Source organism: Stenotrophomonas maltophilia group sp. Smal17 (assembly GCF_030237045.1).
Lineage (GTDB): Bacteria > Pseudomonadota > Gammaproteobacteria > Xanthomonadales > Xanthomonadaceae > Stenotrophomonas > Stenotrophomonas forensis.
This window is the reverse complement of sequence record NZ_JASJSU010000127.1, coordinates 1-10,295: the sequence shown is the minus strand read 5'-3', so window position 1 is coordinate 10,295 and position 10,295 is coordinate 1. Positions and strand designations below refer to the sequence as shown.

11 protein-coding genes are annotated in these 10,295 nt (G+C 64.7%); 8 read left to right on the top strand and 3 right to left on the bottom strand.

Annotated features, from left to right (window positions below; translation table 11 throughout):
* Nucleotides 1-42: 42 nt before the first annotated feature.
* The 3 genes from QRO93_RS20230 to ykgO all read right to left on the bottom strand — a co-directional run bounded on the left by QRO93_RS20230 (nucleotide 43) and on the right by ykgO (nucleotide 1,724).
* Nucleotides 43-1,080, bottom strand: a complete 1,038-nt coding sequence (locus tag QRO93_RS20230) for an agmatine/peptidylarginine deiminase (protein ID WP_053449516.1) — start codon at nucleotides 1,078-1,080, stop codon at nucleotides 43-45.
* Nucleotides 1,081-1,122: 42 nt separating this feature from the next.
* Nucleotides 1,123-1,422 carry a hypothetical protein gene (locus tag QRO93_RS20225; RefSeq protein ID WP_404830627.1) on the bottom strand — a complete coding sequence of 100 codons (300 nt, stop codon included), beginning with the start codon at nucleotides 1,420-1,422 and terminating at the stop codon, nucleotides 1,123-1,125.
* Between the two features lie 176 nt (nucleotides 1,423-1,598).
* Nucleotides 1,599-1,724: a type B 50S ribosomal protein L36 gene (gene ykgO, locus QRO93_RS20220; protein ID WP_005409283.1), complete on the bottom strand. Its 126-nt coding sequence runs from the start codon at nucleotides 1,722-1,724 to the stop codon at nucleotides 1,599-1,601.
* Between the two features lie 197 nt (nucleotides 1,725-1,921).
* On the opposite strand from ykgO, the gene cmk reads away from it, so the two are divergent.
* The 8 genes from cmk to galU all read left to right on the top strand — a co-directional run bounded on the left by cmk (nucleotide 1,922) and on the right by galU (nucleotide 10,209).
* Complete coding sequence (gene cmk, locus QRO93_RS20215; RefSeq protein ID WP_008265652.1) at nucleotides 1,922-2,599, top strand: (d)CMP kinase; 678 nt, start codon at nucleotides 1,922-1,924, stop codon at nucleotides 2,597-2,599.
* Between the two features lie 198 nt (nucleotides 2,600-2,797).
* Nucleotides 2,798-4,483 carry a 30S ribosomal protein S1 gene (gene rpsA / locus QRO93_RS20210; RefSeq protein WP_005416230.1) on the top strand — a complete coding sequence of 562 codons (1,686 nt, stop codon included), beginning with the start codon at nucleotides 2,798-2,800 and terminating at the stop codon, nucleotides 4,481-4,483.
* Between the two features lie 88 nt (nucleotides 4,484-4,571).
* Nucleotides 4,572-4,877, top strand: a complete 306-nt coding sequence (locus QRO93_RS20205) for an integration host factor subunit beta (RefSeq protein WP_005409286.1) — start codon at nucleotides 4,572-4,574, stop codon at nucleotides 4,875-4,877.
* Nucleotides 4,878-4,954: 77 nt separating this feature from the next.
* Nucleotides 4,955-5,239: a LapA family protein gene (locus tag QRO93_RS20200; RefSeq protein WP_006430981.1), complete on the top strand. Its 285-nt coding sequence runs from the start codon at nucleotides 4,955-4,957 to the stop codon at nucleotides 5,237-5,239.
* A gap of 6 nt (nucleotides 5,240-5,245) precedes the next feature.
* Entirely contained in the window at nucleotides 5,246-6,424 is a 1,179-nt protein-coding gene (gene lapB / locus QRO93_RS20195) for a lipopolysaccharide assembly protein LapB (RefSeq protein ID WP_006430997.1), read from the top strand.
* A 3-nt stretch (nucleotides 6,425-6,427) separates the two neighbouring features.
* On the top strand, nucleotides 6,428-7,417 hold the full coding sequence (locus QRO93_RS20190) for a glycosyltransferase family 4 protein (protein WP_180880658.1): 990 nt from the start codon (nucleotides 6,428-6,430) through the stop codon (nucleotides 7,415-7,417).
* Between the two features lie 3 nt (nucleotides 7,418-7,420).
* Nucleotides 7,421-9,334: a nucleoside-diphosphate sugar epimerase/dehydratase gene (locus QRO93_RS20185; protein WP_164087767.1), complete on the top strand. Its 1,914-nt coding sequence runs from the start codon at nucleotides 7,421-7,423 to the stop codon at nucleotides 9,332-9,334.
* Nucleotides 9,331-10,209 carry a UTP--glucose-1-phosphate uridylyltransferase GalU gene (galU, locus tag QRO93_RS20180; protein WP_053511274.1) on the top strand — a complete coding sequence of 293 codons (879 nt, stop codon included), beginning with the start codon at nucleotides 9,331-9,333 and terminating at the stop codon, nucleotides 10,207-10,209. The genes QRO93_RS20185 and galU overlap by 4 nt, the downstream gene beginning before the upstream one ends.
* The last annotated feature ends 86 nt before the right edge of the window (nucleotides 10,210-10,295 follow it).

Sequence of the window (10,295 nt, the reverse complement as noted above, 5' to 3'; positions counted from 1 at the left end):
GGCATTGCATGGTTGCCGGCCAGCGGCCGGCACTACCAATCCTTAGGCCTTCAACAACCCTGCCGGCAGCTGCATGGTGATGCAGTGCAGGCTGCCGTTCTGCCAGATCAGCGAGCGGCAGGGCACCTGCACGATCTCGCGGCCCGGGTGTGCCTGCGCCAGCACGTCGCGCGCCAGGTCGTCAGCCGGGTCGCCATAGGCCGGCATCAGCACCGCGCCATTGACGATCAGGTAGTTGGCGTACGACGCGGCCAGGCGGCGGCCTTCGTCGATCACCGGCTGTGCCCACGGCAGCGGGAACAGGCGGTACGGCTGGCCATCCTTGGTGCGCAGCGCGGCCAGTTCGTTGCCCATCGCCTGCAGCTCGGCATAGTGCGAGTCGCTCTCGTCGTCGCAGGCCTGGTAGACGATGCTGTCGGCCGAGGCGAAGCGGGCGAGGGTGTCGATGTGGGCGTCGGTGTCGTCGCCTTCCAGGTAGCCGTGGTCCAGCCACAGCACGCGGTCCTGCTGCAGCCAGTCGGCCAGGTCGGCACTCAGGCTGGCGCGGTCGCGGTCCGGGTGGCGCTCGTGCAGGCACTTCCAGGTGGTCAGCAGGGTGCCTTCGCCGTCGGTCTCGATGCCGCCGCCCTCCAGCGCGAACGGGATGCTGCGCACCGGTGCGTCGTTGAACACGCCGGCCTGGTCGAGCACGCCCACCAGCTGGTCATCCAGGGTGGCGTCGAACTTGCCGCCCCAGCCGGTGAAGCGGAAATCCAGCAGCTGGAAGCCGCCATCAGCGCGGCGCAGGGTGATCGGGCCGGAGTCGCGCAGCCAAGTGTCGTCGTAGGCCGCCGTGGTGAAGTGGACCTTGTCCATGTCGATGCGGTTGGAGCGCAGCCGCATCTCGGCATAGGTCTCCACGTCGTCGTCGGCCACGCAGATCAGCACCGGCTGGAAGCGGGTGATGGCCGCGACCAGGGCGATGTAGGTCTCTTCCACCTGGCCCAGGCGCTCGGCCCAGTCGGTGTCGGCGGTGGGCCAGGCAATCAGGACGCCGCTCTGGGCTTCCCACTCGGCAGGAAAACGAAGGGTCTGGTTCATGGTCTCGCTACACAGGCCCGCCCACGGCGGGTAGTAAAGGGATCAACGGATCGGTGGTTTCGGGCCGACTTCGTTCGGGTCCGCCTGGTTGGCCACCACGTCGATCACCTTCTGCTTCTCGAAGTAGACGGTGAACTGCGGGTAGACCCAGCGGTTGATGGTCGGCCATTGCCGTTTCTGCCCGCCGCGCGGCTGCAGCTGTTCGCTTGGCGCACCGAACTGCGCCTGCACCTGCTGCATGCTCTGGCCGCGCACGGGCAGGGCACCGGCCGGCTTCTCGCGGGCACGGTCGACAAGCAGGGTATCGGCCAGCGCCGGAGTGGCGGCAGCCAGGGTGGCCATCACTGCCAGGGCGGACAGGTAACGCTTCATCTCGATCTACTCCCCAGTGGTCAAGAACGGCGATTACAGCAAAATCGGCAGGAAAAAGCCGCATAAAACAAAAAACCGCCCGAAGGCGGTTTCTTGCATCGGGTCGGCCCCGCGTAGGGCCAGCCGCAGCCGGAAGGCTGTGAGGCTTAGCGCTGACGCGCCTTGAAACGCGGGTTCGACTTGCAGATGACGAAGATCTTGCCACGACGACGCACGACCTTGCAGTCACGGTGACGGGCCTTCGCCGACTTCAGGGAGGACAGGACTTTCATGGCATACCTCGGCGTAAACAGTAGTTGTTCGGGTGGAGCGTGGCCGCGATATGCGAAAGACAATCGGCAGTTGACGCTCGTTCAAGCCCGCCATTCTACCGGGCTTTTCCTCATGGTTTCAAGTGGTTGCACAAAAGATCCCGCTGGGGGCGTCGGGCAGGGGCTAGAATGACCCCTTCGAACGCTCTGGGAACCCCATGAATCCACTCGCTCCCGTCCTGACCATCGACGGCCCTTCCGGGGCTGGCAAGGGTACCATCAGCCGCATCATCGCGCGCCGGATGGGCTGGCATTACCTGGATTCGGGCGCGCTGTACCGGGCGGTGGGCGTGGCTGCGAGCTGGGCCGACATCGATACCTCCGACGCGTCGGCCCTGGTGCGCTGCACCTTCGATACCCACGTTCAGTTTGTTGAACAGGGCGAGTCGATGCGGGTCATGGTGAACGGTACCGATGCCACCGACGAGCTGCGCCTGGAGACCACCGGGGCGCTGGCCTCGGCCATCGCGGCCATTCCCGAGGTGCGGGCTGCGCTGAAAGAGCGCCAGCGCGCATTCAGGGAGCTGCCCGGCCTGGTCGCCGACGGCCGCGACATGGGCACGGTGATCTTCCCGGACGCCTCCTACAAGGTCTTCCTGACCGCCAGTGCCGAGGAGCGCGCCGAGCGCCGGCATAAGCAGTTGAAAGACAAGGGGGTTTCTGTTAACTTTGATGACCTCCTGCGCGAGATCATGGCCCGCGACGCCCGTGATGCTCAGCGTACCGTGGCGCCCCTGAAGCCGGCAGACGATGCTGTCCTCATCGACACCACAGGCATCGGCATCGCAGATGTCGTTGCCAGAGTGATGGATCTGCTTCCGGTTCCGGCTGCCTGATCCGTTCGCGCGGGAGCACTGCCAGCAGCATCGGTGGTGGTCGCGCATAGCAGTGCTGTACCAGCTCCGTCGCGCAATGATGCGTGGCGGTTTTCCTACTACACACGACCTGCGTTTCCGGGGTCGACCAACAGGCGGGCGGTCGCCATTCCCCTGAAGGGGACGCCACCGACCCATGTGTCCAACAGAGTAAATCTAATGACCGAATCATTTGCCGAACTGTTTGAAGCCAGCCAGGCCAACCTGGCCAAGCTGAAGCCGGGCGCCATCGTCAGCGGTACCGTTGTTGAAGTCCGCGGCGACGTCGTGGTGATCAACGCTGGCCTGAAGTCCGAAGGCATCGTGCCGATCGAACAGTTCCGTAACGACGCTGGCGAAATCGACGTCGCCGAAGGCGACATCGTCAAGGTCGCCCTCGACTCGATCGAGAACGGCTTCGGCGAAACCGTCCTGTCGCGCGAGAAGGCCAAGCGCGCGATGGTGTGGGACGAGCTGGAAGAAGCGTTGGAAAAGAACGAAACCATCACCGGCCGCATCAGCGGCAAGGTCAAGGGTGGTTTCACCGTGGACATCAAGGATGTCCGCGCCTTCCTGCCGGGTTCTCTGGTCGATGTGCGCCCGGTGCGCGATCCGGCCTACCTGGAAGGCAAGGAACTCGAGTTCAAGCTCATCAAGCTGGACCGCAAGCGTAACAACGTCGTGGTCTCGCGCCGCGCTGTCGTCGAAAGCGAGCACTCGGAAGAGCGCGAGCAGCTGATGGACAAGCTGCAGGAAGGCGCGATCCTGAAGGGTGTCGTCAAGAACCTGACCGATTACGGCGCGTTCGTGGACCTGGGCGGTATCGACGGCCTGCTGCACATCACCGACATGGCGTGGAAGCGCGTGCGTCACCCGTCGGAAGTCGTGAACGTCGGCGACGAGCTGGACGTCCGCGTGCTGAAGTTCGACCGCGAGCGCAACCGCGTTTCGCTGGGCCTGAAGCAGCTGGGCGAGGATCCGTGGGACAACATCGGTCGTCGTTACCCGGCCAACAGCCGCGTCTTCGGCAAGGTCTCCAACGTCACCGATTACGGCGCGTTCGTCGAGATCGAGCCGGGCGTCGAAGGCCTGGTGCACGTCTCCGAGATGGATTGGACCAACAAGAACGTCAACCCGTCCAAGGTTGTGCAGGTCGGTGACGAAGTTGAAGTCATGGTCCTGGACGTCGACGAAGAGCGTCGCCGCATCTCGCTGGGCATGAAGCAGGTTGCCGCCAATCCGTGGGAAACCTTCGCTGCCACCCACAAGAAGGGTGACAAGGTGTCGGGCCAGATCAAGTCGATCACCGACTTCGGCATCTTCATCGGCCTGGACGGCGGCATCGACGGCCTGGTCCACCTGTCCGACATCAGCTGGAACACCACCGGCGAAGACGTCGTTCGCAACTTCAAGAAGGGCGATACCCTGGACGCCGTCGTCCTGGCTGTCGATCCGGAGCGCGAGCGCATCTCCCTGGGCGTGAAGCAGCTGGAGCAGGATCCGTTCGGCCAGTACATGGCTGCCAATCCGAAGGGCTCCAAGGTCGAAGGCGTGGTGAAGGAAGTCGACGCCAAGGGCGCGATCATCGAGCTGGCTGACGGCATCGAAGGTTACGTCTCGGCACGCGACATCGCCAACGAGCGCGTTGACGACGCCACCCAGCACCTGAAGGTCGGCGACAAGGTCGAAGCCAAGTTCGTGGGCATGGACCGCAAGGGCCGTACCCTGCAGCTGTCGATCAAGGCCAAGGACGACGCGGAAATGCGCGAAGTGCTGGAGGAATACCAGTCCTCTTCGGCTTCCAGCGGCACCACCCAGCTGGGCGCGCTGCTGCGTGCACAGCTGAACGGCAACAAGTCCGAGTAATCGGCCTTACGCTGTACGTTGTTTCCTGGACGGCCCGGGCGTTTGCCCGGGCCGTTTCAGGCTGAGATGCCCCTGATGTGAGCCGGTGATGACCAAATCCGAACTGATCGAAATCCTTGCGCGCCGCCAGGCGCACCTGAAGGCCGATGATGTCGATCTGGCGGTGAAGTCGTTGCTGGAAATGATGGGCGGTTCGCTGTCCGCCGGGGATCGCATCGAAATTCGTGGTTTTGGCAGCTTCTCGCTGCACTATCGTCCGCCGCGCCTGGGTCGCAACCCGAAGACCGGCGAATCGGTTGCCCTGCCGGGCAAGCATGTTCCCCATTTCAAGCCGGGCAAGGAACTGCGCGAGCGGGTCAGCAGTGTGCTGCCGCTGGACGCTGATCCGGCCTGAGCCTCCCGTCGCGCCACCGCGTGCGAATCAAGCCGCGAGTCGGATAAGCTACGGACTCCTGCCACTGGAGCTCTCGCATGAAGGTTTTTCGTCTGCTGGTCCTGCTGGCGGTCCTGATCCTTGGGCTGATCATCGGTGCGGTCAACATGACCGCGATGTCGATCAACCTGCTTTTCACCCAGTTGCATACTTCGGTAGGCGTGGCGCTGATCGCCGCACTTCTGGTGGGTGTCATTGTCGGCGCCGGCCTGGTGCTGGTGAGCGTGGTCATTCCGCTCTACAGCCAGCTGCGCCGTGCCAACAAGTCCGGGGCGGCGACGCCGGCCGCGGGTGTTTCCTCCCAATCTTTTGACGGACGCTGATCGAAGATGGAATTCGTCACCGAGTGGCTGTGGTTTTTCCTGTTCGTCCCGCTGGCTGCAGTGGCGGGATGGGTGATCGGTCGGCGCGGCGGGCAGCGTCACGGTGACAGCCAGGTCAGCCGCCTGTCGAGCACCTATTTCCGGGGCCTGAACTACCTGCTCAACGAGCAGCCGGACAAGGCCATCGAGCTGTTCCTGCATATCGCCGAGCTGGACAAGGAAACCTTCGAGACCCAGGTCGCGCTCGGCCACCTGTTCCGCCGCCGCGGCGAAGTCGACCGCGCCATCCGCCTGCACCAGGGCCTGGTCAACCGCCACGATCTGAGTGATGCGCAGCGCGTGCAGGCCCTGCTGGCGCTGGGCGAGGACTACATGAAGTCCGGCCTGCTGGACCGTGCCGAGACCGTGTTCACCGAACTTGCGCAGCTGGACCAGCGCGCCCCGCAGGCGCTCAAGCACCTGATCGGCATCTACCAGGCCGAGCGCGACTGGGAAAAGGCGATCGACAACGCGACCCGTTTCGAGGACGTGACCGGCGAGCCGATGGGCAAGCTGATCGGTCAGTTCGAGTGCGAGCTGGCCGAGCGCTTCCGTGGCGCCGGCAAGCTGGAAGAGGCGAGGGCAGCGATCGCCCGTGCCTACCAGGCCGATGCGATGTCGGTGCGCGCGGGCATCATCGAGGGTCGCCTGGAGACCGATGCCGGCAACGCCGAAGCTGCGGTGCGCGCGTTCGAGCGCGCGGCCCGCAACGATCCGGAGTACCTGCCCGAGCTGCTGCCGGCGCTGATGGCGAACTATCGCAAGGTCGGTGACCTGGCGGGCGCGCGTGCCTTCCTGTCGGAAATGACCGAGCACTATCGCGGCATCGCCCCGGTACTGGCGTTGACCCGACTGATGGAAGAGCAGGAAGGCGTGGCACCGGCCCGTGCCTACCTGGGGCGCCAGCTCAAGGATCGTCCGTCGGTGCGTGGCGAATCCGCCCTGATCGACCTGACCCTGGCCGAAGGCGCCGACTCCACGGCCACCCTGCACGACCTCAAGCACATCACCGATCAGTTGCTGGTGCGCAACCCGGCCTACCGCTGCACCCGCTGCGGTTTCGGCGCGCGGACGCATCACTGGCAGTGCCCGAGCTGCAAGGAGTGGGGGACGGTCAAGCCGCTGCTGAACTACGCGGTGCTCTGATCCATGCCGTGGTTCGTGATGGGGGCGCTGCTGGGGCTGGCCCTGCTGAGCGCGGCCCTGACCTGGGCCGCCCGCGGTTACGCCGTGCGCCGGCAGTTGCTGGACCAGCCCGGCGAGCGCCGCAGCCATAGCGTGGCGACACCGCGCGGCGGTGGTATCGCCATTGTTATCAGCCTGCTGGTTACGGCGGGCGTGGCCATGGTGGCCTGGCCGGACGCCGCGCCAAGCCTGCTGGTCGCCAGCCTTGGCCTGGTCCTGGTGGCCGGCATCGGCTGGTGGGACGACCACAGGCCCCTGCCTGCCCTGCGCCGCCTGCTGGTGCATTTCATTGCGGCAGCGCTGCTGGCCATGCTGGTCAAGGCCAACGGTGGCAGCTGGCTGCTGGCTGGGCTGGTGCTGCTGTTCACCGCCTCGCTGATCAACATCTGGAATTTCATGGATGGGATCAACGGCATTGCCGCCAGCCAGGCGATTGTTGTCGCGTTGGGACTGGCTCCGCTTCTGCCCTGGCCCTATTCGCTTGCGGCCCTGGCATTGGGCCTGGCCTGCCTGGGCTTCCTGCCGTTCAATTTTCCGCGGGCGCGGATCTTCATGGGTGATGTCGGAAGTGGCGCGTTGGGCTATGCGGTTGCGGCCGTGCTGGCCATCGCCAGCGTACGCACGGACATCAACTGGCTCCTGTTGCTGGTGCCGGCCTCGGCCTTCCTTGTGGACGCAGGCTTCACACTGCTGGCGCGCATCATTTCAGGACAACGCTGGATGGAACCCCATACCCAGCATGTCTACCAGCGCGCGGTGCAGGCAGGAGCCAGTCACGCCCGGGTGACAGGGATGTACTTTGCTTTGGGTCTGTTCAGTATTACAGTGACTGTTGTCTGCTCCAAATTGCAGCCGAGGTGGGAGGCTGTCGTGGCGATCGCGTGGTTCAGTGCGCTGAGCGTCCTCTGGCTCCTCCTGCGCAATGGATTGCGCCATCGACAAGGAAATACCTGACTTATGGCTTCACCCTGGCGGGACAGAATCCTCGGCCTGATGCCGCGTTCGGCCATCGTCTGCCACGACCTGTTCATGGTCTGGGCATGTTGGCAGCTGCTCCACGCAGGGCGCTACTCGATCCTGCCCAACGCGCCCGAGCTTCCCCTCTGGAACATCGACACCACACTGGTACTGCTGCTGCAGGGCCTGGTGTTCTGGCGCGTCGGCCTCTACCGCGGACTGTGGCGGTTTGCCAGCGTCAGCGACCTGCTGAACATCTTCAAGGCCAGCTTCATCGGCATGGTCGCGATCGTGCTGGTGCTGATGTGGAAGCGCTTCGATGGCGTGCCGATGTCGGTGCTGGTGATCTATCCGTTCGCGCTGTCGGCCCTGCTGGGCGCGCCACGCCTGCTGTACCGGGCCTGGAAGGACTATCAGGCGCTGCAGTCCGATTCCAGCGCACGTCGCGTGCTGATCCTCGGCGCGGGCCAGGCGGCTGAGACGCTGGTGCGTGACCTGCGGCGCTCGGGCAACTTCGAGCCGGTCGGCCTGCTCGACGACGCCCCCCATCTGCGCGGGGCCAAGCTGCAGGGCCTGCCTATCCTTGGCACCCTGGACGACGCGCCCACCGTGGTCCGCGAGACCGCGGCCAAGCTGCTGGTGATTGCCATGCCCTCGCTGGATGCCGCCGGCATGCAGCGGATCGTGGCCATCTGTGAAAGCACGGGCGTGCCGTTCCGCACCGTGCCCAAGCTCAGCGACATCCTGCAGGGCCAGTCGCTTCCCGGGCAGCTGAAGGAAGTGGCGATCGAAGATCTGCTCGGCCGCAAGCCGATCATGCCGGACTGGAACCTGATCCGTGGCTGGTTGGGTGGACGTACGGTGATGGTGACCGGGGCCGGTGGCTCGATCGGCTCGGAACTGTGCCGCCAGTGCGCGCGCCATGGTGCTGGCCGCATCATCCTGCTGGAGATCAGCGAGTTGTTGCTGCTGACCATCGAGGACGAACTGCGCCGCAGTTTCCCGGATGTCGAGATCGAAGCCGTGCTGGGTGACTGTGGTGACCCGGCCGTGATCCGCCACGCACTGTCACTGCATACGGTGGATACGGCGTTCCATGCGGCGGCCTACAAGCATGTGCCGGTGCTGGAGCGCCAGCTGCGTGAAGCGGTGCGCAACAATATCCTGGCGACCGAGAACGTGGCCCGGGCCTGCCTGGAGGCGCGCGTCGAGCATTTCGTCTTCATCTCCACCGACAAGGCGGTGGACCCGGTCAATGCGCTGGGTGCCAGCAAGCGCTACGCCGAGATGATCTGCCAGAGCCTGGACCAGAAGTCCACGCACACCCGTTTCGTCACCGTGCGTTTCGGCAATGTGCTGGCCTCGGCCGGCAGCGTGGTGCCGTTGTTCCGCGAGCAGATCCTGCGCGGTGGGCCGGTGACCGTTACCGATCCGGAAGTCAGCCGCTACTTCATGACCATCCCGGAGGCCTGCCAGCTGATCCTGCAGGCGGCCGCGTCGGCATCGCACGGTGCGATCTATACCCTCGACATGGGCGAGCCGGTGCCGATCCGCGTGCTGGCCGAACAGATGATCCGCCTGGCCGGCAAGCAGCCGTACAAGGACATTCCGATCATCTATACCGGCCTGCGCCCGGGCGAGAAGCTGCACGAGACGCTGTTCTATTCGGATGAGGACTATCGCTCAACCGCGCACCCGAAGATTCTCGAGGCCGGCGTGCGCACGTTCTCGCGCGATCTGGTGCTGGGCAATGTCCCGCGCCTGCGCGAGGCGATTGCCAGCTACGACACTGCCAGCATCCAGGAGATCCTGTTTGCGACCATGCCGGAGTTTTCGCCAATCGCACAGGATGCTTACATTTCATCCGCTAAAGTCCTGCCCTTTCCGGCACGTGAGGCCAACAGGTACCAATGAGCAAGCGAATCCGCAAAGCGGTTTTCCCGGTGGCAGGGCTGGGGACGCGTTTTCTGCCAGCAACCAAGACCGTGCCGAAGGAGATGCTGCCGATCATTGATCGGCCGCTGATCCAGTACGCCGTGGATGAAGCCATCGAGGCCGGCTGCGATACGTTGGTGTTCATCACCAACCGCTACAAGCATGCAGTCGCCGACTATTTCGACAAGGCCTACGAGCTGGAACAGAAGCTCGAGCGCGCCGGCAAGCAGGAGCAGCTGGAACTCATCCGCCACGTGCTGCCCGAAGGCGTCCGCGCGATCTTCGTGACGCAGGCCGAAGCACTGGGCCTGGGGCATGCGGTGCTCTGCGCCAAAGCCGTGATCGGTGACGAGCCGTTCGCCGTGCTGCTGCCGGACGACCTGATCTGGAACCGCGGTGCGGGTGCGCTCAAGCAGATGGCCGATCTCAACGAGGCCAGTGGTGCCAGCGTGATCGCCGTTGAAGACGTGCCGCACGAAAAGACCGCCAGCTACGGCATCGTGGCCACCGAGGCCTTTGATGGCCGCAAGGGCCGCATTTCGGAGATCGTGGAGAAGCCGAAGCCGGAGGACGCGCCGAGCGACCTGGCGGTGGTGGGCCGTTATGTGCTGAGCCCGAAGATTTTCGAGTTGCTGGAACAGACCGGCAGCGGTGCCGGTGGTGAGATCCAGCTGACCGATGCGATCGCGCAGCTGCTGAAGACCGAAGAGGTCGATGCCTATCGATTCGAGGGCACCCGCTTCGATTGCGGTACGCACCTGGGGCTGGTGGAGGCGACGATCCGGTTCGCGCTGGATAACCCGAAGTTGGCTGGCCCGGCGCGCGAGAAGCTGGCGGCAATGCTGGCGGAATAAGGTTTATCAAGCGCTCCGTCAGCGCCTTCCTCAAAGTGGGGAGGCGTGGGCAGTCCGCTGCAGGACACGCCGTAAACCCATCCCTG

Excerpts from the sequence above, each read along its gene's own strand:
- QRO93_RS20230 (WP_053449516.1), bottom strand. The coding sequence starts at position 1,080 with ATGAACCAGACCCTTCGTTTTCCTGCCGAGTGGGAAGCCCAGAGCGGC.
- QRO93_RS20225 (WP_404830627.1), bottom strand. The coding sequence starts at position 1,422 with ATGGCCACCCTGGCTGCCGCCACTCCGGCGCTGGCCGATACCCTGCTT.
- ykgO (WP_005409283.1), bottom strand. The coding sequence starts at position 1,724 with ATGAAAGTCCTGTCCTCCCTGAAGTCGGCGAAGGCCCGTCACCGTGAC.
- cmk (WP_008265652.1), top strand. The coding sequence starts at position 1,922 with ATGAATCCACTCGCTCCCGTCCTGACCATCGACGGCCCTTCCGGGGCT.
- rpsA (WP_005416230.1), top strand. The coding sequence starts at position 2,798 with ATGACCGAATCATTTGCCGAACTGTTTGAAGCCAGCCAGGCCAACCTG.
- QRO93_RS20205 (WP_005409286.1), top strand. The coding sequence starts at position 4,572 with ATGACCAAATCCGAACTGATCGAAATCCTTGCGCGCCGCCAGGCGCAC.
- QRO93_RS20200 (WP_006430981.1), top strand. The coding sequence starts at position 4,955 with ATGAAGGTTTTTCGTCTGCTGGTCCTGCTGGCGGTCCTGATCCTTGGG.
- lapB (WP_006430997.1), top strand. The coding sequence starts at position 5,246 with ATGGAATTCGTCACCGAGTGGCTGTGGTTTTTCCTGTTCGTCCCGCTG.
- QRO93_RS20190 (WP_180880658.1), top strand. The coding sequence starts at position 6,428 with ATGCCGTGGTTCGTGATGGGGGCGCTGCTGGGGCTGGCCCTGCTGAGC.
- QRO93_RS20185 (WP_164087767.1), top strand. The coding sequence starts at position 7,421 with ATGGCTTCACCCTGGCGGGACAGAATCCTCGGCCTGATGCCGCGTTCG.
- galU (WP_053511274.1), top strand. The coding sequence starts at position 9,331 with ATGAGCAAGCGAATCCGCAAAGCGGTTTTCCCGGTGGCAGGGCTGGGG.